The sequence below is a fragment of the Corynebacterium pollutisoli genome (assembly GCF_900177745.1).
Classification (GTDB): Bacteria; Actinomycetota; Actinomycetes; order Mycobacteriales; family Mycobacteriaceae; genus Corynebacterium; species Corynebacterium pollutisoli.
On the sequence record NZ_FXAR01000001.1, the window covers coordinates 34,752 to 57,597 of the forward strand.

Here is a 22,846-nt window from a genome sequence, read left to right on the forward strand (position 1 = left end):
ATGACCGACTATCGAGACCCCACCGCCTCCGATCAGGCGCGCGACGAGGCGCACCGCGTTGCGGACAACGCCCGCCACGCCGCGGAGGACGTGGCGGGATCCGCGAAGCGCGAGGCGCGACAGGTGGCCGGGGAGGCCACCGACCAGATCCGCGCCCTGTATGACAACGCCCTCCACGAGGCCATGGGGCACGCCTCCACGCAGCAGGAGAAGCTGGCCGGCCAGTCCCGCCTCGTGTCCGATGACCTGCAGCGCATCTCGCGCGGGGAGCGCCCCGAGTCCGACCTCGTCAACCAGGTGCTGGGGACGGTGAGCTCGCGCGTCGAGAAGTTCACCACCGACCTGGAGACCAAGTCCCCCGAGGACCTCCTCCGCGACGTCCGCCGCTTCGCCGCCCGCCGCCCGGGCACCTTCCTGGCGGTCGCCGCAGGCGTCGGCCTCGTCGCCGGGCGCCTCACCCGGGGCCTGCGGGACCGGGAGGACGAGCACGAGTTCGACGGCCGCTACCGCGTGCCCTCCGCGCCGGGTGCCTACGGCCCGCCCGCCACCCCGGGCGCGCCGCAACAGACGACCACCCCGTACCCGGAGGGCCCGCACCCGATCGACCCGGACCCGGTGTCCAGCTTCGACCAGTTCCCCGAGACCTCCGGCCCCGCCGTCGACCGTCTCCACGACACCCCGTCGCGCCACCCGTTCACCGACGTCGACCTCCCGGAGGAACGACGATGACTGAACCGACACCCCGTGTCACCCACCACGCCGCCTCCCGCGCGGAGGTCCCCCGCTCCGAGGCCGAGGTCCGGGCGCGCACCGAATCCCTCGGGGAGATGTTCGCCAGCTTCTCCCGCAACCTCTCGGACCTGATGCGCCAGGAGGTGCAGCTGGCCAAGGCGGAGGCCGCGCAGTCCGCCCGCCAGGGTGGCCGCGGCGCGGGCATGCTCGCCGGGGCCGCCGTCGGTGGGTTCCTGGCCCTGCTCTTCCTGTCGCTGGCGCTCATGTGGGCGCTGGGGGCGGTGATGCACCTCGGTTTCGCCGCCGTCATCGTCGCCCTCATCTGGGCGGCCGTCGCCGCCGCGCTGGCGATGTCCGGCAAGAAGCAACTCGAGAACATGAAGGGTCTGCCGCAGACCCAGGACACCATCGGTGACATTCCGCCGACCCTCAACCCGAACAAGGAGACGCCATGACGAACAACCCTGAGGAGATCCGTGCCAACATCGAGCGCACCCGGGGTGACCTCGGGCGCGACGTCGACGCCCTCGCCGAGAAGGTCGACCCCAACCGCATCGTCGACCGCCAGACCGAACGGCTGAGGTCGCGCTGGACCGATGTCCGCGAGTCGATCTTCGGCAGCGACGACACCGGTACCGAGGATCCGCTCAACTACTACCGCCACGAGGAGGATGAGCAGGGCCGCATGTCCCGCTTCGCCGACGAGGCGGGGGACGCCGCCCGCCGCGCCCCGCGTACGGTGAAGCGTCGGGTGCGCGGCAACCCGCTGGCCGCCGGTGCCATCGCCCTCGGTGCCGGCTGGTTGCTCGGCTCCCTGCTGCCGTCGAGCCGTCAGGAGCAGGAGGCCGCCGAGGAGGTGCGCCGCCGCGCCGAGCCGCTCGTCGACGAGGCGAAGTCCGTCGCCCGCGACATGGGGGACAGTCTGCAGCCGCAGGCGGAGCAGGCGGTCGCCGACGTCCGCCGGAGTGCGACCGAGAGCTTCGACCGCGTGAAGGCGGAGGGGCAGCACCGCGTCGCCGATGTCCAGGAGGACACGAAGCGGGCGGCGGGGAACGTCCGCGACACCGCGCAGGACAACTGACGCGCCCCGACAGCCCCGATGTGACAATCATCCTCCCGAATCCCGGGCAGTGGTGATAGTCACATCGGGGCTTCGTTCCGGGATGCCGGGAGGCGACCCCGGCGACCGGCAGCGATACTGCACACGGGTGGTTTTGCACACGAACCGACGCCACCGAAAGTTACCGGACCGTAGCCGTCCCGTGACCCTCTGCCGCCCCACCGGGCAGCGACACCCGCCACAAAGATGACGCTTTCCTCAGGTTTTTGTGGCATATTTGGCTATCAAAACTTGTGGGCACTTCTGTGCCCTGAGTTTCGTCATGCACAAAGTAGGAAACACAGGAGCGAGTTCCACGTGACCGAATACAGCACCTCCTTCGGGACGGATCGACTGATCAACCGCTTCGACCGCGAGCCGTTTGCCCTGGCCTTCTCCGGCCAGGGATTCGACTGGTTGAAGACCCTGCGCGCGGCCGTCGCCGCCGGTGTCGGCAACGCCGTCACCTCCCTGGTCGACGGCGCCGCCAAGAAGCTCGCGCCTGTCGCAGATGAGCTCGCCGGCACCCGCCCCCACGGCTTCGACCCCGTCGCCTGGGCACGCGCCGAGGAGAACCCGGCCTTCGACACCGCCCAGGCGGCCGTGAGCGTCCCGGGTGTCTTCACCTCCCAGCTCGCCGTGCTGGAGTCCCTGGACCGCCAGGGCCTCGAGCTGGACAAGGCCGTCGCCTCCGTCGGCCACTCCCAGGGCAAGCTGGCCACCCTCCTGCTGGAGGGGCAGGCCGAGTCCGACGACCTGCTGGCCATCGCCCAGCTCATCGGGTCCGCCATGACCCGCACCGCACGCATCACGGGCCTCATCCAGCAGGGTGAGCTGTCCCCGATGGTGTCCGTCATCGGTGTCTCCCGCGAGCAGCTGCAGCAGGCCATCGACCACGCCTGCGCCGACGTGCCGGAGGAGATCCGCCCGGTCATCGGCCTGCGCAACACCCGCGACACCTTCGTCATGGTCGGTCGCCCCCACGATCTGCAGCTCGTGCAGGAGCTCCTGGGCAAGTTCGCCAAGCGTGACGCCAAGGCCATCGAGAACAAGGAGCGCGGCGGCGAGCCCTTCAACCCGCGCTTCAACCCGCTGCCGATCCAGACCGCCTTCCACCACCCGGCGATGGCGGCCGCCGTCGAGCAGACCGTCACCTGGGCGCGTCAGGCCGGCCTCGACGCGGAGATCGCCCGCGTCGCCGCCGAGCTGGTCCTGACCACCCCGGTCGATTTCCCCGCCGAGCTGGGCGACGCCGTCGACGCCGGCACCCGCTGGATCCTCGAGGTCGGCCCGGAGACCGGTATGACCCCGCTCACCCGCCGCATCGTCGCGGGCCGCGGCGTCGGCGTCCTCGTCGTCTCCGACACCGAGGGCCAGGCCGAGCTTTTCGACGCCGGCCTCGCCCCCGAGCTGCCCCGTGACTGGTCCGAGTTCGCCCCGCGCCTGGAGAAGCGCGGCGGCCAGGTCCGTCTGGTGACCAGGTTCACCGAGGTCACCGGCTACACCCCGATGACCCTGCCGGGCATGACCCCCACCACCGTCGACCCGAAGATCGTCGCCGCGGCCGCCAACGCCGGCCACTGGGCCGAGCTGGCCGGTGGCGGCCAGGTCACCGAGGACGTGCTCCACGAGCACCTCGCACAGCTGCAGGACATGCTGCTGCCGGGCGTCAACGCCCAGTTCAACTCCATGTTCCTCAACCCCTACCTGTGGCGCATGCAGGTCGAGGGCAAGCGCCTCGTGCCGCGCGCCCGCGCCAACGGTGCCCCCATCGACGGCATCATCATCACCGCCGGCATGCCGCCGCACGACGAGGCCGTCTCCCTCGTCCGCGAGCTGCGTGACGCCAACTTCCCGTGGATCGTCTTCAAGCCGGGTGCCGTCAAGCACATCCGTCAGGTGCTCAAGATCGCCGACGCCGTCGAGGACATCCCGATCATCATTCAGGTCGAGGGTGGTAAGGCCGGTGGCCACCATTCCTGGGAGGACCTGGACGAGCTGCTTATCGCCACCTACGCCGAGGTCCGCGAGCGCGACAACGTCATCCTCGTGGTCGGTGGCGGCATCGGCACCCCGGAGCGGGCCGCCGAGTACATCACCGGTACCTGGGCGCGGAAGCACGATCTGCCGGCCATGCCGACCGACGGCATCCTCATCGGCACCGCCGCCATGGCCACCCTCGAGTCCACCGCCTCCGAGTCCGTGAAGCAGGCACTCGTCGCCGCCCCGGGCACCGACGAGTGGGCAGGTGCGGGACGGGAGGCCGGCGGCGTCGCCTCCGGTCGTTCCCAGCTGGGCGCCGACCTCTACGAGATCGAGAACTCCTTCGCCAAGGCCGGCCGCCTCCTCGACGAGGTCGCCGGTGACGACGACGCCGCGATCGCCCGCCGCGACGAGATCATCGCGGCCATCGACAAGACCTGCAAGCCGTACTTCGGTGACCTCGAGTCCATGACCTACGCCGAGTGGCTGAACCGCTACCTCGAGGTCTCCGGCCCCTACCAGGGTGCCTGGACCGACGTCTCCTGGTTCCAGCGTTTCGTCGACATGGTCGAGCGCGCCGAGGCCCGCCTCACCGACCTCGACCACGGCCAGTTCGAGGCGCAGGTCGACGTCGACGCCGACCACCCGGCGGCGGCCGTCGAGAAGCTCGTGGAGCTCTACCCCTTCGCCGAGCGCGACCTCCTCCACCCGGCCGACCGCGCCTGGTTCACCAAGCTGCTGCTCAACCCGGGCAAGCCGGCGAACTTCGTCCCCGTCATCGACGGCGACGTCCGCCGCTGGTGGCGTTCCGACTCCCTGTGGCAGGCCCACGACGAGCGTTACGACGCCGACGAGGTCTGCATCATCCCGGGCACCGCCGCCGTCGCCGGCATCACCCGCGCCAACGAGCCGGTCGCCGAGCTCCTCGGCCGCTTCAACCAGGCCTCCATCGACGCGCTTCTCGACGCCGGCGAGCAGCCCGTCGAGGTCACCGACTCCATCGTCGAGCGCGTCCTCACCGCCCCGGGCACCTACTGGGCCGGCCGCCAGCAGGCCTCCTACATCGAGCGCCTCGGCGACACCGACCAGTGGACCCTGGCCGACGACCGCCAGTCCGCGGCCCACGCCGCCACCGGGGCCCGCCTCGTGGCCGAGGACGCCGAGCACGCCGTGCTCACCGTCCCGCTGGCCGGCTCCACCGCCGCCGGCACCACCACGGACCTCACCATCCGCTTCACCGTCCCGGCCGACGCCCCGCTGTCCGCCAACCCGCAGGTCACCGCGGAGGATGCCGAGGCCGCCATGGCCGAGCTCACCCGCGTCGCCGCCGGTGGCGAGCTCGCCGAGGTCGCCGCCGACGGCACCGCCTCCTGGACGACCACCCTCGACGCCGGCCACCTGGCCGACTACGACAATGTCACCGCCGGCTACCTGCCGAACGAGCTGGCCGCCCACGGCACCGCCCCCGACGTCCTCGTCGGCCGCGCCTGGCCGGCCGTGTTCGCCGCCGTCCGCTCCGCGGTCGTCCCGGGCACCGACTCCGCCTCCGTCGTCGAGGGCATGCTCTCCCTCGTCCACCTCGAGCACCACCTCACCATGCTGCGCGAGCTGCCGTCGCTCGCCGACGGCGCCGTCGACCTGCAGATCACCGCCACCGCCGACGAGGTCTCCGACACCGACATGGGTCGCCTCGTCGTCGTCCGTGCCCGGATCTCCGCCGACGGTGAGCCGCTGGCCAAGCTGTCCGAGCGTTTCGCCATCCGCGGCCGCAACGGCACCATGACCGCGCGCACCAACACCTCGGCGCTGCCGTCCGTCGTGGACACCCCGCGCTCCTTCCGCGCCTACGCCCGCGTCGTCGCGCCGGAGTCCATGCACCCCTTCGCCGTCGTCTCCGGCGACCGCAACCCGATCCACGTCTCCGACACCGCCGCCGGCCTGGCCGGTCTGCCGGGCGTCATCGTCCACGGCATGTGGACCTCCGCCATCGGCGAGCTCGTCGCCGGTGCCGGCTACCAGGATGACTCCGCCACCACCGCCCCGGGCCGCGTCGTCGAGTACACCGCGACCATGCTCGCCCCGGTCCTGCCGGGCGAGACGATCGAGTTCACCGTCGAGCGCGCGGGCGTCGACAACCGCCCGGGCCACGGTGAGGTCCGCGCCGTCACCGCGACCGTGGGCGGCAACATGGTGCTCACCGCCACCGCCGTCATGGCCGCGCCGACCACCTTCTACGGCTTCCCGGGTCAGGGCATCCAGTCCCAGGGCATGGGCATGGACTCCCGTGCCTCCTCCGCGGCCGCCCGCGAGATCTGGGACCGCGCCGACCGCCACACCCGCGGCAAGCTGGGCTTCTCCGTCCTGGAGATCGTCAAGAACAACCCGACCGAGGTCGTCGTCGGTGGGGAACGCTTCCACCACCCGGACGGCGTGCTCTTCCTCACCCAGTTCACCCAGGTCGCCATGGCCACCCTGGGCTGCGCCCAGATCGCCGAGATGCGCGAGGCCGACGCCCTCAACCAGCGCGCCTACTTCGCCGGCCACTCCGTCGGCGAGTACAACGCCCTGGCCGCCTACTCCGGCGTCCTCTCCCTCGAGTCCGTCGTGGAGATCGTCTACCGCCGCGGCCTGACGATGCACCGCCTCGTCGAGCGCGACGCCGAGGGCAACTCCAACTACGGCCTCGCCGCCCTGCGTCCCAACAAGATGCGCCTGACCGCCGACAACGTCTTCGGCTACGTGCAGGAGATGTCGGAGAAGACCGGCGAGTTCCTGGAGATCGTCAACTACAACATCGCCGGCGTCCAGTACGCCGTCGCCGGTACCCGCGCCGGCCTCGCCGCCCTCAAGGCCGACGCCGAGGAGAAGGCCCCCGGCCAGCGCGCGTTCATCATGATCCCGGGCATCGACGTGCCGTTCCACTCCAGCCACCTGCGCGACGGCGTGGGCGACTTCCGCGAGCACCTCGACTCCCTCATCCCGGCGGAGATCAACCTCGACATCCTCGTCGACCGGTACATCCCGAACCTCGTGGCCCGCCCGTTCGAGCTCACCCGCGAGTTCGTCGAGTCCATCGCCGAGGTCGTCTCCTCCCCGTACATCGACACCATCCTGGCGGACTTCGAGGCCGCCGCCGCCAACCCGGTCAAGCTCGGCCGCACCCTGCTCATCGAGCTCCTGGCCTGGCAGTTCGCTTCCCCGGTCCGCTGGATCGAGACCCAGGACCTCATCCTGCGTGACCTGGGCATCGAGCGCTTCGTCGAGGTCGGTGTCGGGTCCGCCCCGACCCTGGCCAACATGATGGGCCAGACCCTGCGCCTGCCGCAGTACGCCGGCACCCCGATCGAGGTCCTCAACGTCGAGCGCGACCGCCCGGTCGTCTTCGCCACCGACGAGATCGTCCGTGAGGTCGCCGCCGACGTCGTCCCGGAGACCGCCACCGAGGAGGCACCGGCCGAGAAGAAGTCCACCGCCGCCCCGGCCCCGGTGACCGCCAACGCCCCCACCGGCGACACCGTCCCGGCCGCCGCCCCGGCGCCCGTGGCCGCCGCCGGCGCCGGCACCCCGGACGACATCGAGTTCACCCCCTCCGACGCCACCGAGATGCTCATCGCCATCTGGACCAAGGTGCGCCCGGACCAGATGGGTGCCACCGACTCCATCGAGACCCTCGTCGAGGGGGTGTCCTCGCGTCGTAACCAGCTGCTGCTGGACCTCGGCGTGGAGTTCGGCCTCGGCGCCATCGACGGTGCCGCCGACGCCGAGCTGGCCGCCCTCAAGCAGACGGTCACCAAGATGGCCAAGGGCTACAAGGCCTTCGGCCCGGTCCTCGGTGACTCCGTCGCCGACGCCCTGCGTCGCATCACCGGCCCCACCGGCAAGAAGCCGAACTACATCGCCGACCGCGTGACCGGCACCTGGCAGCTCGGCCAGGGCTGGGCCGACCACGTCGTCGCCGAGGTGGTCATCGGTGCCCGCGAGGGTGCCTCCCTGCGGGGTGGCGATCTGGCCACCCTCACCCCGGCCTCCCCGTCGAGCGCCTCCGACCTGGATGCGCTCATCGACGCCGCCGTCCAGGCCGTCGCCGCCCGCCGCGGTGTCGCCGTGGGCCTGCCGTCCGCCGGTGGGGGTGCCGGTGGGGTCGTCGACTCCGCCGCCCTCGGCGAATTCGCGGAGCAGGTCACCGGCAAGGAGGGCGTGCTGGCCGAGACCGCCCGCACCATCCTCTCCCAGCTGGGCATCTCCGAGGTCGAGTCCCACAACCTCGAGGACGAGGGCGACGAGTACGCCGCCCTGTTCGACCTCGTCTCCCGCGAGCTGGGCTCCGACTGGCCGCGCCAGGTCGCCCCGAGCTTCGACGCCGACAAGGCCGTGCTTCTCGACGACCGCTGGGCCTCCGCCCGTGAGGACCTCACCCGCGTCGCCCTCGGTGAGCTCGACGCCGCCGGCGTCGACGTCACGGGTGCCGGTGAGAACGTCGCCAAGCAGGCCGAGTTCCTGGGCCTGACCGAGCTGGCCGCCCAGGCCCGTGACACGGACACCCTGTCCTACAGCGACGATGTTGCCGTGGTCACCGGCGCCTCCCCGAACTCCATCGCCGCCGGCGTCGTCGCCGAGCTGCTTCAGGGGGGCGCCACCGTCGTGGTCACCACCTCGAACCTGTCCCACTCCCGCCTGACGTACTACAAGAACCTGTACGCGACGTCGGCACGCGGCGGCGCCGCACTGTGGGTCGTCCCCGCCAACCTGAGCTCCTACGCGGACCTCGACGGCGTCATCGAGTGGATCGGCAACGAGCAGACCGCCACGGTCAACGGCCAGAAGAAGGTCCTCAAGAAGGCCCTCATCCCGACCCTGCTGTTCCCGTTCGCCGCCCCGCGCGTCATGGGTTCGCTTGCCGACGCCGGCCCCGCCGCCGAGTCCCAGATGCGCCTGCTGCTGTGGGCCGTCGAGCGCCTCATCGCGGGTCTGTCCGAGATCGGCACCGACACCCACGTCGGTAAGCGACTCCACGTCGTCCTCCCGGGTTCCCCGAACCGCGGCCGCTTCGGTGGCGACGGTGCCTACGGCGAGTCCAAGGCCTCCCTCGACGCGCTGGTCACCCGCTGGCACGCCGAGCCGGTGTGGGGCGACCGCACCAGCCTCGTCCACGCCTTCATCGGCTGGGTCCGCGGCACCGGCCTCATGGGCGGCAACGACCCGCTCGTCGAGACCATCGAGTCCAAGGGCGTGAAGACCTTCTCCAACGAAGAGATGGCCGAACTGCTCGTCTCCCAGATCACCGACGAGGTCCGCGCCGCGGCCGCCCAGGCCCCGGTCATCGTGGACTACACCGGTGGACTCGGCGAGTCCGACGTCAACATCTCCCAGCTCGCCGCGGAAGCGGCGGCGGAGGCGGAGGCTGAGCTGGCGGCGGGCGTCGACAAGCAGGACGCCGAGGAGCCCCGCACCCTCACCGCCCTGCCGACCCCGTACCGCCGCTTCGAGTGGACCGCCCCGGACTTCAGCGGCGTGACCACGAAGCTGGAGGACATGATCGTCATCGTCGGCGCCGGCGAGGTGGGCCCCTACGGCTCCGCCCGCACGCGTTTCGACGCCGAGCTCTCCGGCGACCTCACCGCCGCCGGCGTCATCGAGCTCGCCTGGACCATGGGCCTTATCCGCTGGGACAACGGCGCCTGGTACGACGCCGACGACCAGGAGATCGCCGAGGAGGACATCCACGAGCGCTTCCACGACGAGGTCCTCGGCAAGGTCGGTGTCCGCCGCTACCACGACGACTTCTTCATGGTCGACAACCTCGCGCCGGAGCTGACCACCGTCTACCTCGACAAGGACCTCTCCTTCTCCGTCGCCTCCAGGGAGGAGGCCAAGACCTTCGTCGACTCCGAGCCCGACCACACCTCCGCGTTCTTCGACGAGGAGGCGGGGGAGTGGACCGTCGTCCGCCACGCCGGCTCCGCCGTGCGCGTCCCGCGCCGCACCACCATGTCGCGCTTCGTCGGCGGCCAGATCCCGGAGGGCTTCGACCCGTCCGTGTACGGCATCCCCGCCGACATGATCGACAACCTCGACCGCCTGGCGCTGTGGAACCTCGTCTGCACCATCGACGCGTTCCTCTCCTCCGGCTTCACCCCGGCGGAACTGCTGCGCGACGTCCACCCGGCCCGCGTGTCCTCCACCCAGGGCACCGGCATGGGCGGCGTCGAGTCCATGCGCTCCCTCTACATCGACGGCCTGCTCGCCGAGCCGCGCGCGAACGACATCCTGCAGGAGGCCCTGCCCAACGTCGTCGCCGCCCACGTCATGCAGTCCTACGTTGGTGGCTACGGCCAGATGATCCACCCGGTCGCCGCCTGCGCCACCGCCGCCGTCTCCGTCGAGGAGGGATACGACAAGATCGCCCTCGGCAAGGCCGACTTCGTCGTCGCCGGCGGCCTCGACGACCTCTCCATCGAGGGCATCACCGGCTTCGGTGACATGGCGGCCACCGCCGACTCCACCGAGATGGAGAACAAGGGCATCGAGCACCGCTACTTCTCCCGCGCCAACGACCGTCGTCGCGGTGGCTTCATCGAGTCCGAGGGTGGCGGCACCGTGCTGCTCGCCCGCGGCTCCGTCGCCGCCGACCTCGGCCTGCCGGTCCTGGGTGTCGTCGCCTTCGCCGAGTCCTTCGCCGACGGTGCGCACACCTCCATCCCGGCACCGGGCCTCGGTGCCCTGGGTGCCGCCCGTGGTGGCGCCGACTCCCGCCTCGCGCAGCAGCTGGCCGCGGTGGGGGTGTCCGCGAATGATGTCGCCATCATCTCCAAGCACGACACCTCCACCAACGCCAACGACCCGAACGAGTCCGACCTCCACGAGCGCATCGCCGCCTCCATCGGCCGCGCCGACGGCAACCCGCTGTACGTCATCTCCCAGAAGACGCTCACCGGCCACGCCAAGGGCGGTGCCGCCGCCTTCCAGATGATCGGCCTCACCCAGGTCCTGCGCTCCGGCATCGTCCCGGCGAACATGTCGCTGGACACCGTCGACCCGGTTCTCGAGCAGCACCAGCACCTCGTGTGGCTGCGCCGCCCGCTCAACCTGGCCGCCAAGGCCCCCAAGGCCGGCCTCGTGACCTCCCTCGGCTTCGGCCACGTGTCCGCCCTGGTCGCCATCGTCCACCCGGGTGCCTTCCTCGAGGCCCTGCGCAACGAGCGTGGCCAGGACGCCGCCGCCGAGTGGGTCCGCGTGTCCGTGGCCCGCGAGGAGAACGGCCTGCGCCGCATCGTCGACGCCATGTACGGCGGCGACGCGCTCTACGAGCGTCCGGCCGACCGTAACCTCGGCGGCACCGGCGATGCCGTCAAGCCCCGCGAGGCCGCGATCCTCCTGGATCACGACGCCCGCCTCGTCGACGGTGTCCTGCGCACCGGCGACGAGATCCGCTCCTAGCGGATACCGCTGAAGGCCCGCACTCCCCTGGTGGGGGTGCGGGCCTTTAGCCTGTCTGGGGCACAATGGGGGACATGCAACACATCGGCGTCGACATCGTGCACGTCCCCGGGTTCCGCGAGCAGCTGGAGCGGCCCGGCTCCCGCTTCGAGGACGTCTTCACCGCCCTCGAGCTGCGCGTCGCGGCGCGCAAGCCCGACCGGGTGCTCCACCTGGCGGGGCGGTGGGCGGCGAAGGAGGCCTTCATCAAGGCCTGGTCGCAGGCGATCTACGGCCGGCCCCCCGTCATCAGCCCCGACCTGGTCGACTTCCGGGACATAGAAATCCACCCGGACCGGTGGGGCCGGGTGGGCGTCGAGAAGCGGGGGGCGGTGGCGCAGGCCGTGGCCGACAGTATCGGGGACGTGGCCACGAGCCTGTCGATCAGCCACGACGGGGACTACGCCATCGCGACGTGTCTGGTCTATTCGAAGGATTCCTCCGACTGGTAGTCAGGATCGTCGATCGGGGGATTCTCGGCGACCTTGTGGTCGTCGTCCGGGTGCTGCGGCGGGGCCTCGGAGTCGGCGATCGGGGCGGGCTCGGTGCTGGGGTTCTTCGGGTCGTTGATCATGTGCCTATTCTACGCGCCTGATGTGTTGCCGGTCACGGAATTTCCGTGATCGCGCGGAGAGCGGCGAGATGATCCCGCCACCCCGCCTCCCCCTCCTTCGTCAGGGACAGCCGCGTCTGCGGTCGCTTACCGACGAAGCCCTCCCGCACGTCCACCAGCCCCAGCTCCTCCAGGGCGGAGGAATGCTTCGACAGGGTGGGGTCGGTGGTCTGCAGGTACTCCTTCGCGTCCTTGAAGGTGATCTCCGAGACGCCGGCCAGCGTGGCCATGAGGGAGAAGCGCAGCGGGTTGGTGAACGTCGGGTTGAGCTGTGTGCGGGGATGGTCGGCCACGGCTACTTCACGCCCTTCTTCAGCGCGACGACCTCCCACACCAGGCCGATGACGGCGGCCACCAGGAAGGCGGAGGCCATCGCCACGCCCAGTCCGAGGGTGAAGTGCCCGTAGAAGACCGAGGTGATCGTCCACAGGATGATCCACACCGCCATCATGATGGTCCAGCGGGAGCCGAAGCCGCGGCGGGACGGTGGGGAGGTGGTGGTGGCGGCTGCGACGGAGACGACGCCGACGAAGATCCACAGTCCGCCGGCCAGCCAGGCGGGGAGGACGGCGGCGTCGGTGACGTTGGCGTAGGCGAGCCCCACCGAGGTGATGGCGCCGCCCGCGCACAGGGCGAGGTAGCACAGCCAGGCGAAGGAGAAGCCGGCGGCCTGGCGGGAGGTGGTCTCGGCGCGGTCGAGGAGGGTGCGGGCGTCGTGTGCGGAGGGGGTGTTCATGATGGCCCCTGGGTCGGTGATGTCTGTACCCGGAAGTCCAGGAAAGTACTTTCCACTTTGGCAGGAGGGTGCCGTGAATTAACTCGTGGCGACGGCGAAGAGGTAGGCCACGAGCATCCGCTTGATCTCACCCACGATGACCTCGAAATGATCCGCATGCTCCGCATCACGGATGGCGAAATTGAGCAGCGACGACACCGTGTGCACCAGCAGCGCGGCCAGCTGATAGCGCTCCTCGTGGGTGGCGTCGGCCGCCAACGGGGCGACGACCTCGGAGATGATGTCGAGCATCTGCTTCTCCGTCGCCGCCGCCGTCGCCCGCGTCGCCGGGGTCGACTGCACGGCATGCCACACCGCACGTCGGGAGGGGTCCTCCCGCCACAGACGCGCCAGGTGGTCGATGAACTCGTCGAGAATGTCCGGCCACTGCGGCGCCGGCACCCGACCCGAGAACTTCTGCAGCTCCGCCACATTCTCCGCGGTGTCCACGCGGTCCAACTCGCAGATGAGCACGTACTTGTTGGCGAAGAACTGGTACAGGGTGCCGATCGGCACCTCCGCGCGCCGGGCGACCTCGTCGAAGGTGAAGGACTCGAACCCGACGTCGACAAGCACGCTCCGCGCGGCCGTGAGGATCCGGTTGAAGCGCTCGCGGCTACGGGCCTGGGCGGGCCGCCGACGGGGGACGAGCAGACCGTCGTCGTCGCTCATCAGGCGGCGGCGACCTCTCGCAGGATCCGGGCGACATGCCCGGAGGCGCGGACATTGTAACGGGCCAGGCCGATGGTGCCGTCCGGCTCAACGAGGAACGTCGAGCGGATCACACCCTGCACGACCTTGCCGTAGTTCTTCTTCTCACCGAACGCGCCCCACTCCGTCATCACCTGCTTATCGACGTCCGACAGCAGCATGAAGTTCAGCCCGTGATCCTCCCGGAACGCCGCCAGCTTCTCCGGCTTGTCGGGGGAGATGCCGACGACCGTCACATCGAGATCGTTGAGATCCGCGATGGAATCCCGGAAATCACAGGCCTGCGTCGTGCAACCCGGGGTGTTCGCGCGCGGGTAGAAGTAGACGAGCACACGCTGTCCGGCGAAATCCTGCAACGAGACCTCCCGACCGGTGTCGTCGGGCAGGGTGAAGTCGGGGGCGGTGTCGCCTTCGGCAAGACGTGAGGAAACAGTCATGTCCTACACCATACCGCCCTCCACCGACAGATCGCGTTACACTACTCTGAAGTAGAACAGATGACCATCAACTAACCGGGAGATCCACGTGGCACGAGACATCAACGATATCCAGCGAGACATCGAGCGCACCCGTCGCCAGCTGGCCAGCACCCTCGACGAACTGGCCATCCGCACCAAGCCGCAGGCCCTCGCCGCCGACGCCAAGGTCGAGGCACAGGCCAAGCTCCAGGACCCGCAGGTGCAGAAGATCCTCGCCGGAGTCGGTGTCGCCGTCGTCGGCCTGGTCACCCTCGTGGTCATGCGCAACCGCAAGCGCACCAAGGACCTCAAGGAGATCCAGCGCCTCCTCGCCGGCCGCGCATAAATCACTTCTCCTCCCGGCAGGGTGACGCTAAGGTCTGCAGGATCATGCGCACCCTGCCGCTTTTCGCTGCTCCGCTCCTCGCCGCCACCCTGCTGCTCGCCGGGTGCTCGTCGACTGAGCCCGCGCCCAGCGAAGCAATGATCTCCGAGCGGACCGACGCCATGCCGGCGGAGGCCAACGACACCGACGTCCACTTCCTCGGCATGATGGTCCCGCACCACCAGCAGGCCATTGACATGGCCGACGTCCTGCTCGCCTCCGACGTCACCGACCCCGGCGTGCGCGACCTCGCGCAGCGCATCCGCGACGGCCAGCAGCGCGAGAACGACCAGATGAACGCCCTGGCCGACCAGTGGCGCATCGACGCCGACATGGACCTGCACTCCCACCACATCGCCAACGGCATGGTCTCCCCGGGAGTCTTCGACACCTACGCCGCCCTGGAGGGCGAGGAGTTGCGCACCCGGTTCCTCGAACTCATGCACTTCCACCACGCCGAGGTCATCGCCATGACCCGCGATCAGGTGGACAACGGCGGATACGCTCCGCTGCGGGACATGGCAGCGGAGATGATCGACGTGCAGACCGCCGAGATGGCGGAGATGGAGCAGATGTACGGCGGGGTGCCGACACCCTAGGTACTGACCAGGGCCCGGGCTGACAACGCCCGCAGCGGATGCGAATTCGCCCGCGGCGGCCCACCATCCGGCGGGATGTGCACCACCCCACCCGGACGCCGCTCCACCCGCCCGTTCCGTGGTGGGGCATCCGGATCATCATCGTTGAGACCGTTGTGCTTCGAACACAACATCGTCATCTCCTGGACATTCGTGTTCCCACCCTTGTCCCAGGCGGTGATGTGGTGCACCTGGCACTCATCACCCGCCGTCGTACACTCCGGACCCTCACAGATCAAAGACTCCGCAGCCAGCAGGATCCGCTGCTTCAGACTCGCGGTCCGCTTCGACCGGTACAACTCCACCGGACCAGCCACCGGATCATAGATACCCACGTAGTAGTACTCCGCAGTCACCTCCTCCAACAACTGCGCACCGGTCATGGTCGTGCCGTCGGCGATCCCGAAGATCGTCTCATCACCCTCCCGACGCAGCACCTTCGCCCAGTCCGGCAATCCCACCACCACCAACGGGACAGGGGCCACCGGACCAGCCCCCGCACCGACAGCGTCTCCGGTGAACAGGGCGTCGAACAACGCCTGCTCATAACCCAGCTTCGGATCCACCTGACGCAACTGCTGCGCCGTAGGACGCAGGCGGGCGAGGAACCCGGTGATGTAGCGGGCCGGACCCGTGATCGTGATGGTGCGCAGCCCTTGCGCGTCGGTGTTCTTCCCACCCTTGATCCCCCGGCGTCCGAAGGCCTGGCGACCATCGTCGTCGACCCCACGATTGAGCTCCAACACCCGGGCCGCAGCCGCCCGGTCGATCTCGGCGACCGTACCGCGCAGCCCCACCAACTCCACCCGTAGCTCCCACTCGGTGACGGCGGCGCCGCGGAGGAGTTTGCGGGTGTGCTTCTCGATCACCGCCAACGCATCCAGCGACAGATCCCCGGCTGTCTGCCGGGCCTTCTTCTGCAGTCGACGGTGCCGGGTCGGGCCGAAATACACCTCGGCCAGCTTCGACCATGCCCCCGCGTCCCGGAACCCCAGCGCGTCAAGACGGGCGCGGGTCAGGTGCCCGGAGGTGATCGCCTCCAGCACCCGCATGCCCCGCAGGGCCTCCAACGCCGCGTCAATGTCCATGCCCCGGACGATAAACCCCCACCACGCCGACGTCGATAAGCACCAACCCCGGCCTGTGGACAACCCCCACCTATCCACAGAAACCGGAGTTTCTGTCAGCAGACCAGTTGACTAACCCCGCGGCACCACGTAGTCGAGCAGTCGCGCGCCGTCGGGCTGCAGCTCGGCCCAGGTGCCGGGCACCTCGAGGACGGCGATGGCGCTGGTGGGGAATTTGGTGTCGATGCCCTGCCAGCCGGGGTTGTCGTCACGCGGGGCGAGCTCGCGGACGGCTTCCTCGACGCCCGGCCAGTGGGCGAGGACCAGGGCCGTGCCGACGGTCTCGGGGAGGGTGTGCAGGAGGCGGAGGAAGTCCTCGGTGCTGCCGCCGTAGAGGGCGTCGTGGAAGGTGACGTGCTCGGCGTGCCCGCCGCCGGCCTCGACGCGGTCCCAGGTCAGGCGGGTGCGGGTGGAGGTGGAGCTGAGGACGCGGTCGATGGTGCCGACGTGTTCGGCCAGCCACTCGCCGGCGGCCTTGCCGTCGCGGCGGCCGCGCTTGTTGAGCGGGCGCTGGTGGTCCGGCAGCGGTTCCTTCCACGACGATTTCGCGTGGCGCATGATGACGAGGCGGTGGCTCATGGGTGTCAGCTTAGCTGGGCGCCGGCCTTCACCAGCTCCTGAAGCGCCGCCTCGCCGCGCGCCTCGTCGACGGGGGAGCACAGGTCGGTGAGGACGCGGACCTCGAAGCCCTCCTCCAGGGCATCGAGCGAGGTGGCGCGCACGCAGTGGTCGGTGGCGATGCCCACGACGTCGAGCTTCTCGACGCCCCGTTCCTTCAGCCACTCCGCCATGCTGACGCCGTCGGCGGCACCTTCGAAACCGGAGTAGGCGGCGGTGTACTCGCCCTTCCGGAAGTAGGCCTCGATGCGGTCGGCACGGACATCCTCGTGCAGGGCGGCGCCCTTCGACTCCGCGACGCAGTGGACGGGCCAGGAGTCGACGTAGTCGGGGTTGTCGGAGAAGTGGGAGCCGGGGTCGATGTGCCAGTCCTGGGTGGCGATGATGTGGGCGTAACGGTCGCCGTGGGAGTCCTGGTACTCGCCGATCAGCCGGGCGACCTCATCACCTCGGTCGGTCGCGAGGGACCCGCCGGGGCAGAAGTCGTTCTGGACGTCGACGATGACAAGGGCGGTCTTGGGAGTGTTCATACCGCCAGCATAGGTCGGGTTCACTCCAGCCAGTCGGCCACCTGGTCCACCAGTTCACCGGGCGAATAGGCGATGTTGAACACGTGGCCGTCCTCGTCGTCGGCCAGCGGCTCGAGGGTGGCGAGCTGCGAGTCGAGCAGCGACGTCGGCATGAAGTGCCCCGGGCGGCGCGACATGCGTTTGTCCAGGACGTCCCGCGTGCCGTGGACGTGCACGAACACCACCTGCGGCGCCATCCGGCGGATGAGGTCCCGGTAGGAACGCTTCAGCGCCGAACACCCGATGATGCCGCCGTCGGGGTGGTCGTCCAGCCACTGCCCGACCAGCTCCAGCCACGGCCAGCGGTCCTCGTCGGTCAGGGGGACGCCGGCGGCCATCTTGTCGATGTTGGCCTGGGGGTGCAGGTCGTCGCCGTCCCGGTAGGGCAGGCCCAGGCGGGCGCCCAGCAGTTCGCCGACGGTGGTCTTGCCGGAGCCGGAGACCCCCATGACCACGATGTGTCTGCGCATCGTCATCACCAGTTGTGCACGGTGCCGTCGGCAAGCCGGTTGTAGGGCAGGTAGGCCTGCTCGTAGGGGTACTTCTCGGCGGCCTCGGCGTTGAACTCGACACCCAGGCCGGGGGTCTCGCCCGGGTTGAGGTAGCCGTTCTCGAAGGCCAGGGACTCCGTGAACACCTCCTTCGTCTTCTCGGAGTGCGGCATGTACTCCTGCAGGCCGAAGTTGTGGATGGTCATGCCGACGTGGAGCTGGGCGGCGAACCCGATCGGGGAGACGTCGGTGGGGCCGTGGAAACCGGACTTGACCTGGTACATCTCGGCGTAGTTCATGACCTTCTTCAGCTGGGTGATGCCGCCGAAGTGGGTGGAGGCGCAGCGGACGTAGTCGATGAGCTGCTCGGAGATGAGGTCCTTGATGTCGTAGATCGAGTTGAACACCTCACCGATGGCCAGGGGGGTGGTGGTCTGGCTGCGGACGTACCGCAGGGCCTCTTGGTTCTCGGCGGGGGTGCAGTCCTCCAGCCAGTACAGGTCGTAGGGCTCGAGGGACTTGCCCAGCTGGGCGGCCTCGCGCGGGGTCATGCGGTGGTGCCCGTCGTGGAGGAGGGGCAGGTCGGGGCCGAACTCGTTACGCACCGCCTCGAAGACGGTGGGGACGTGCCGCAGGTAGGCGCGGGTGTCCCAGTCCTCCTCGACGGGCCAGGAACCACGGTTGGCGGGCTCGAAGTCATAACGTTCGCCGGAGGACTGGGCCTGGGCGGCCACGCCGTAGAGCTTCTCGATGCCGGGGACGGAGGTCTGCACGCGGATGGACTTGTAGCCCTCCTCCATCTCGTAGCGGATGGAGTCGAAGAGGGACTCCAGGTCCATGCCGGAGGCGTGGCCGTAGGCGCGGCAACCACGGCGGGAGGCACCGCCGAGGAGGTCGTAGACCGGCATGCCGGCGTACTTGCCCTTGATGTCCCACAGGGCCATGTCGACGGCGGCGATGGCGGCCATGGTGACCGGGCCGCGGCGCCAGTAGGCGGCGCGGTACAGGAACTGCCAGGTGTCCTCGATGTTGCGGGAGTCGCGGCCCACCATGAGCTGGGCGACGTGGTCCCGCAGGTAGGAGGCCACGGCCAGTTCGCGGCCGTTGAGGGTGGCGTCACCGATGCCGACGACGCCGTCGTCGGTGGTCAGGCGCAGGGTGACGAAGTTGCGGGACGGGGAGGTGACGAAGACCTCGGCGTTGACGATCTTGGTGGACATGGGGGTTGTTCCTTTCAGGGACGGGCGTCGGGGTACTTGCTGGCGTACAGGCCGACGACCATGGCGGCGACCTGCTCGTAGGTCATGGATCCGGTGTTGACCACCAGGTCGTAGTCCTCGTCGGCGTTCGGGTCCCACTGGTAGAGGGCGCGGGACATTTCGGCGCGGATACGGTCCTCGTTCTCGATCTGCTCGGTGGCCTGCGAGGCACTGAGGCCGGTCTGGTGCATGACGCGTTCGACGCGTTTGCCCAGCGGGGCGACGAGGCGGACGTGGACCGCACCGACCACGCGGCCCAGGACGAGGGCACCGTTGCGGCCGAGGATGACACCGCCGTTCTCCACGGCGCTGAGGACCTCGCGGGTGTTGTTCTGGGCGATCTTGTGGTTGGCGGACAGGTTGCTGGCGAACGCCAGGTCGGTGTCCTGGGAACCGGTCAGCGACACGGCCCGCATCCAGCGTTCGATGCCGGAGTCGGAGATGAACGCGGACCGGTCGACGGTGGCCAGCTCGGCGGAGGAGAAGCGCTGCCCGATGTAGGGGACGCCGAGTTTCTCCGCGATGAGTGGGGCGATGTCGGTGGCGCCGGAGCCGCGCAGCCCGAAGACGGTGACGATCGGCGGGTGGCCCTCGGCCACCTTGCGCAGCAGGGTGGTACGGCCGTCGCCGACGGTCGGCACCTGGACGCGCTCCTCGGGGACACCCTTGGCGCCGGCGACGGCGGACTGGGTGCGACGCTCGTTGAGCTCGGCGACGACGCGGGCGTGGAGCTCTGCGCCCAGCGGGTACATGAGCATGACCAGCAGGGCGACGATGGCCAGGGCGGCGGGCACGAGGCCGGTGGCGTAGCGGATGCCCTGCAGGGCGTCGGCACTCTGGTCGGGGGCCTGGGCGACGTAGCCGAAGGCGCCGATGACGGCCATGCCGGCCCAGCCGCCGATGCCCTGCCCGACCTTACGGATGAAGGACAGGATGGAGTAGGAGCCGCCCTCGGCGCGGACGCCGGTCTTCCATTCGCCGTAGTCGACGGTGTCGGCCTGCATGGAGAACATCAGGGCGTTGGTGCCGCCGGTGCCCAGGCCGAGGAGGAACCAGGCGACGATGGCGATGGGCAGGTTGCCGGAGGGCAGGAACAGGATGACGGCGTAGCCGAGGACCGCCAGGACGGCGGAGAGGACGTAGCCGTCGCGCTTGCCCAGGCGGATGGTGATCGCCGGGACGAGGGAGGCGATGAGGATGGTGCCGACGGTCTGGGCCAGCATGAGGTAGGCGAACCAGCCGGCGTTGCCGAGCACGTAGATGGCGTAGTACATGGCGACGGCGTTCATGGTGAACATCGCTGCCAGCAGGAAGAACGCGCCGAGGCAGAGGATGAGCAGGGGCTTGTTCTTCCCGATCATCCGGAACGTGGAGCGGAAGGAGATCTGGCCCCGGGAGCGGGGGACGACCTCGCGGGAGTTGGCGAAGCAGATCAGGTAGAGCACCACGGCGATGACGCCGAGCGCCAGGCAGGACAGCGTGAACTTGAGGCGGACGTTGTCGGAGGTGGTGTCCTGGAACTGCGGGGCGACGAAGAAGGAGAGGATGACGCCGGTCACCGAGGAGGCGATGGAGCGGGCGCCGGACAGCTTGGAACGGTCGACCGGGTCCTGGGTCATAGCCGCCGACAGGGAGCCGTAGGGGATGTTCACGAAGGAGTACATCAGCTGGTAGGCGGCGTCGAAAAGCAGGATCCAGGCGACCGTCATGGTGGGGGAGAGACCGGCGGGCGTCGAGAAGAGCAGGACGAAGAAGACGGCCAGCGGGGTGGATCCGAAGAGGATCCACGGGCGGAGGCGACCCCAGCGGGTGTCGGCCCGGTCGACGGTCTGCCCGGCGAGCAGGTCGGAGATGCCCGCCCAGATCTTGGTCACGCCGTAGATGGTGCCGGCGATGCCGGCGGAGACTCCGGCGATCTCGGTCATGAACACCATGAGGAACATGGAGGTCATGAGGAACGAGAGGTTGTTCGCCACGTCACCGAGTGCGTAGGACAGCACACGGTGGGTGGGCATCTTGCCCGTGGCCGCGACCTCAGGGGAGGTGGTGTGCGTGGTCATTGTTGTGCCTTGGCATTTTCAGTTGTCGGGGTTCAGCGGGCCCGGTGGTCGCGACGGCCGTAGCGGGCGGCGTCCATGTCGTGCCAGCGGCGGCGGAGGAAACGGGCGGCGGCCTTGGGGCGGCGGTCGCGGGTGAACGCGCCCTTCTTGTTGCCGTCGACGCGGGCGAAGCCGTACTTGGTCTGGAAGTCGGCGAAGTTCCACATCTGCTCGCCGACGACGGCCTCGCAGGCGTCGAAGACGCGGGAGTTCATCTCCAGGTAGGCGACCTGGTAGTCCTCGGTGAAGGGCTGGTCGTAGATGGAGTGGAGCCCGGCGACGGTGTCGGCGCCGTACTCGGTGATGATGATGGGCAGCTTGTAGCGCTCCATCCAGCCGTCGAGTTCCGCGGTGAACTTGGCCTCGGAGGTCTCGAGGTCACCGGAGTCGACGTACCAGCCGTAGTAGCGGTTGAGCATGAGGATGTCGAACATGCCGGAGATGCGGCAGACGTCGTGCGGGGCGAACATGACGTTGACGTAGCCGACGGGGCGGGTGGGGTCGCATGCGCGGGCCAGGTCGACGAGGGGGCGGAAGTAGTCGACGGAGCCGGGAGAGGCGGTGTCGGGTTCGTTGGCGATGGACCAGATGACCACGGAGGGGCGGTTCTTGTCGCGGGCGATGAGGCGGCGGATCTCGTCGGCGTGGGTGGCCTGAGTGTGGTCGTCGACGTGGCCGTCCTCGTAGGTTTCGCCGCCGCCGGAGTCGATGATGCCGCCGGCCATGAGCCAGTTCAGCCCGACGGCGGGGGTTTCGTCGATGACGACGATGCCCTGCCGGTCGCAGTAGTCCATGAACTCCTCGGAGTAGGGGTAGTGCGAGGTGCGCAGGGAGTTCGCGCCGATCCAGCTGAGCAGTTCGGCGTCCTGCAGCATGTGGGCGTCGGAGTGGCCCTTGCCGAGGGTCTCGTGGTCCTCGTGCATGCCGAAGCCGGTGAAGTAGAAGGGTTCGTCGTTGATGAGGAAGCGGTAGCCGTCGATACGCACGGTCCGCACGCCGAAGGGCTGGCGGAACTCGTCGACGATTTCGTCACCGTCGACCAGCTGGACCACCAGGTCGTAGAGCCCGCCGATGCCGGGGGTCCACAGGGTGACATCGCTTATCGACGCCACCCCCTCCGCCCCCTCACCCGTGGCCACCGTCTCGCCCGTCTGCTGGTCGACGACGCTGATGCGGATGTCGCCGGGCGCGGACTGCTCGACCGCCCAGGTGACCTGGCCGGTGGTGCCGGAGTAGTCGGTGGTGATCGTGATGTCGCTGACGTGGCGGGCGGGGCGGGAGTAGAGCAGCACGGAGCGGTGCAGCCCGGAGTAGTTGTAGAAGTCGTGCAGGTAGTGCTGCTGGCGGCGGCCGTCGGGAAGCTCGACGACGGAACCGGGCGGGATGCACGTGTTGTCGAGGCGGTTGTCCACCGCCACGGTCAGGCGGAAGGTGTCGCCGGCGGTGACGTGGTCGGTGACGTCGAACTCGAAGGGCAGGTAGCCGCCCTTGTGGCGGCCGACCTCGGTGTCGTCGACCCACACGACGGCGTGGTGGGTGGCGGACCCGAAGCGCAGGATCACGCGCTCGCCGTCCCAGCCGCGGGGCACGCGGACGGTGCGCTGGTAGAACCAGTAGCCGACGTGGTTGCGGATGTCCTCGTCGGCGAACAGGTCGTTGACGGAGGCCGGCACGGCGACCTCCCGGGTCCCGGGCAGGGTGGCGGTGTACAGGCCGTCGTCGATGCCGGTGTTGTCCCAGTCCACCGCGAAACGCCACATCCCGTCGAGGGGGCGGATGTCGCGGGTGGGGGAGGAGATGGCGGGAAGCATGG

General features: G+C 69.5%; 19 protein-coding genes. 7 read left to right on the forward strand and 12 right to left on the reverse strand.

The genetic code is table 11. The annotated features are described in order from the left end of the window. The 5 genes from B9Y70_RS00205 (at position 1) to acpS (ending at position 11,742) form a co-directional block, all read left to right on the forward strand. Positions 1-729 (forward strand): hypothetical protein, encoded by a 729-nt coding sequence (locus B9Y70_RS00205; protein WP_085548258.1) that lies wholly within the window; start codon positions 1-3, stop codon positions 727-729. Then, complete coding sequence (locus B9Y70_RS00210; RefSeq protein ID WP_085548259.1) at positions 726-1,187, forward strand: phage holin family protein; 462 nt, start codon at positions 726-728, stop codon at positions 1,185-1,187. Before B9Y70_RS00205 ends, B9Y70_RS00210 begins: the two co-directional genes overlap by 4 nt. Then, on the forward strand, positions 1,184-1,813 hold the full coding sequence (locus tag B9Y70_RS00215; RefSeq protein WP_085548260.1) for a DUF3618 domain-containing protein: 630 nt from the start codon (positions 1,184-1,186) through the stop codon (positions 1,811-1,813). The genes B9Y70_RS00210 and B9Y70_RS00215 overlap by 4 nt, the downstream gene beginning before the upstream one ends. A gap of 336 nt (positions 1,814-2,149) precedes the next feature. Then, positions 2,150-11,251 carry a type I polyketide synthase gene (locus B9Y70_RS00220; protein WP_085548261.1) on the forward strand — a complete coding sequence of 3,034 codons (9,102 nt, stop codon included), beginning with the start codon at positions 2,150-2,152 and terminating at the stop codon, positions 11,249-11,251. Positions 11,252-11,325: 74 nt separating this feature from the next. Beyond that, positions 11,326-11,742 carry a holo-ACP synthase AcpS gene (acpS, locus tag B9Y70_RS00225; protein WP_240309070.1) on the forward strand — a complete coding sequence of 139 codons (417 nt, stop codon included), beginning with the start codon at positions 11,326-11,328 and terminating at the stop codon, positions 11,740-11,742. Here acpS and B9Y70_RS12695 read toward each other — a convergent pair. The 5 genes from B9Y70_RS12695 to bcp all read right to left on the reverse strand — a co-directional run bounded on the left by B9Y70_RS12695 (position 11,715) and on the right by bcp (position 13,826). Next, positions 11,715-11,864: a hypothetical protein gene (locus B9Y70_RS12695; protein WP_159449752.1), complete on the reverse strand. Its 150-nt coding sequence runs from the start codon at positions 11,862-11,864 to the stop codon at positions 11,715-11,717. The two genes, acpS and B9Y70_RS12695, sit on opposite strands and share 28 nt — an antisense overlap. 32 nt (positions 11,865-11,896) lie before the next feature. Further along, positions 11,897-12,196 (reverse strand): transcriptional regulator, encoded by a 300-nt coding sequence (locus B9Y70_RS00230; RefSeq protein WP_240309071.1) that lies wholly within the window; start codon positions 12,194-12,196, stop codon positions 11,897-11,899. A gap of 2 nt (positions 12,197-12,198) precedes the next feature. After that, entirely contained in the window at positions 12,199-12,639 is a 441-nt protein-coding gene (locus B9Y70_RS00235; protein WP_085548263.1) for a hypothetical protein, read from the reverse strand. Positions 12,640-12,717: 78 nt separating this feature from the next. After that, positions 12,718-13,350, reverse strand: coding sequence for a TetR/AcrR family transcriptional regulator (locus tag B9Y70_RS00240; protein ID WP_085548264.1), 633 nt, complete (start codon positions 13,348-13,350; stop codon positions 12,718-12,720). Beyond that, a complete protein-coding gene (gene bcp / locus B9Y70_RS00245) occupies positions 13,350-13,826 on the reverse strand; it encodes a thioredoxin-dependent thiol peroxidase (RefSeq protein ID WP_085548265.1) in 477 nt (158 codons plus the stop codon). Before bcp ends, B9Y70_RS00240 begins: the two co-directional genes overlap by 1 nt. Positions 13,827-13,914: 88 nt before the next feature. On the opposite strand from bcp, the gene B9Y70_RS00250 reads away from it, so the two are divergent. Together B9Y70_RS00250 and B9Y70_RS00255 are read left to right on the forward strand one after the other, a co-directional pair. Then, positions 13,915-14,193 carry a DUF3618 domain-containing protein gene (locus B9Y70_RS00250; RefSeq protein WP_085548266.1) on the forward strand — a complete coding sequence of 93 codons (279 nt, stop codon included), beginning with the start codon at positions 13,915-13,917 and terminating at the stop codon, positions 14,191-14,193. 44 nt (positions 14,194-14,237) lie between these two features. Then, positions 14,238-14,831, forward strand: coding sequence for a DUF305 domain-containing protein (locus B9Y70_RS00255; protein ID WP_085548267.1), 594 nt, complete (start codon positions 14,238-14,240; stop codon positions 14,829-14,831). Here the strand turns inward: B9Y70_RS00255 and B9Y70_RS00260 are convergent. The 7 genes from B9Y70_RS00260 to uidA all read right to left on the reverse strand — a co-directional run bounded on the left by B9Y70_RS00260 (position 14,828) and on the right by uidA (position 22,844). Next, on the reverse strand, positions 14,828-15,958 hold the full coding sequence (locus B9Y70_RS00260) for an HNH endonuclease signature motif containing protein (protein WP_085548268.1): 1,131 nt from the start codon (positions 15,956-15,958) through the stop codon (positions 14,828-14,830). The two genes, B9Y70_RS00255 and B9Y70_RS00260, sit on opposite strands and share 4 nt — an antisense overlap. A 111-nt stretch (positions 15,959-16,069) precedes the next feature. After that, positions 16,070-16,576 carry a SixA phosphatase family protein gene (locus B9Y70_RS00265; protein ID WP_143337415.1) on the reverse strand — a complete coding sequence of 169 codons (507 nt, stop codon included), beginning with the start codon at positions 16,574-16,576 and terminating at the stop codon, positions 16,070-16,072. 5 nt (positions 16,577-16,581) lie between these two features. After that, a complete protein-coding gene (locus tag B9Y70_RS00270) occupies positions 16,582-17,145 on the reverse strand; it encodes a nicotinamidase (protein ID WP_085548269.1) in 564 nt (187 codons plus the stop codon). Between the two features lie 20 nt (positions 17,146-17,165). After that, entirely contained in the window at positions 17,166-17,660 is a 495-nt protein-coding gene (locus tag B9Y70_RS00275) for a gluconokinase (RefSeq protein WP_085548270.1), read from the reverse strand. Further along, positions 17,660-18,895 carry a D-mannonate dehydratase ManD gene (gene manD / locus B9Y70_RS00280; RefSeq protein ID WP_085548271.1) on the reverse strand — a complete coding sequence of 412 codons (1,236 nt, stop codon included), beginning with the start codon at positions 18,893-18,895 and terminating at the stop codon, positions 17,660-17,662. Before manD ends, B9Y70_RS00275 begins: the two co-directional genes overlap by 1 nt. Before the next feature lie 14 nt (positions 18,896-18,909). Continuing rightward, positions 18,910-20,994, reverse strand: coding sequence for a cytidylate kinase family protein (locus tag B9Y70_RS00285; RefSeq protein ID WP_420838416.1), 2,085 nt, complete (start codon positions 20,992-20,994; stop codon positions 18,910-18,912). Between the two features lie 32 nt (positions 20,995-21,026). Then, positions 21,027-22,844, reverse strand: a complete 1,818-nt coding sequence (gene uidA, locus B9Y70_RS00290; protein ID WP_085548272.1) for a beta-glucuronidase — start codon at positions 22,842-22,844, stop codon at positions 21,027-21,029. Positions 22,845-22,846: the final 2 nt, after the last annotated feature.

Bases quoted from the DNA above. Each gene is read 5' to 3' on its own strand.
- uidA (WP_085548272.1), bottom strand. From the start codon at position 22,844: ATGCTTCCCGCCATCTCCTCCCCCACCCGCGACATCCGCCCCCTCGAC.
- B9Y70_RS00275 (WP_085548270.1), bottom strand. From the start codon at position 17,660: ATGACGATGCGCAGACACATCGTGGTCATGGGGGTCTCCGGCTCCGGC.
- B9Y70_RS00235 (WP_085548263.1), bottom strand. From the start codon at position 12,639: ATGAACACCCCCTCCGCACACGACGCCCGCACCCTCCTCGACCGCGCC.
- manD (WP_085548271.1), bottom strand. From the start codon at position 18,895: ATGTCCACCAAGATCGTCAACGCCGAGGTCTTCGTCACCTCCCCGTCC.
- B9Y70_RS00270 (WP_085548269.1), bottom strand. From the start codon at position 17,145: ATGAACACTCCCAAGACCGCCCTTGTCATCGTCGACGTCCAGAACGAC.
- B9Y70_RS00215 (WP_085548260.1), top strand. From the start codon at position 1,184: ATGACGAACAACCCTGAGGAGATCCGTGCCAACATCGAGCGCACCCGG.
- B9Y70_RS00285 (WP_420838416.1), bottom strand. From the start codon at position 20,994: ATGACCACGCACACCACCTCCCCTGAGGTCGCGGCCACGGGCAAGATG.
- B9Y70_RS00240 (WP_085548264.1), bottom strand. From the start codon at position 13,350: ATGAGCGACGACGACGGTCTGCTCGTCCCCCGTCGGCGGCCCGCCCAG.
- B9Y70_RS00210 (WP_085548259.1), top strand. From the start codon at position 726: ATGACTGAACCGACACCCCGTGTCACCCACCACGCCGCCTCCCGCGCG.
- B9Y70_RS00205 (WP_085548258.1), top strand. From the start codon at position 1: ATGACCGACTATCGAGACCCCACCGCCTCCGATCAGGCGCGCGACGAG.
- bcp (WP_085548265.1), bottom strand. From the start codon at position 13,826: ATGACTGTTTCCTCACGTCTTGCCGAAGGCGACACCGCCCCCGACTTC.
- B9Y70_RS12695 (WP_159449752.1), bottom strand. From the start codon at position 11,864: ATGATCAACGACCCGAAGAACCCCAGCACCGAGCCCGCCCCGATCGCC.
- B9Y70_RS00265 (WP_143337415.1), bottom strand. From the start codon at position 16,576: ATGAGCCACCGCCTCGTCATCATGCGCCACGCGAAATCGTCGTGGAAG.
- acpS (WP_240309070.1), top strand. From the start codon at position 11,326: ATGCAACACATCGGCGTCGACATCGTGCACGTCCCCGGGTTCCGCGAG.
- B9Y70_RS00255 (WP_085548267.1), top strand. From the start codon at position 14,238: ATGCGCACCCTGCCGCTTTTCGCTGCTCCGCTCCTCGCCGCCACCCTG.
- B9Y70_RS00260 (WP_085548268.1), bottom strand. From the start codon at position 15,958: ATGGACATTGACGCGGCGTTGGAGGCCCTGCGGGGCATGCGGGTGCTG.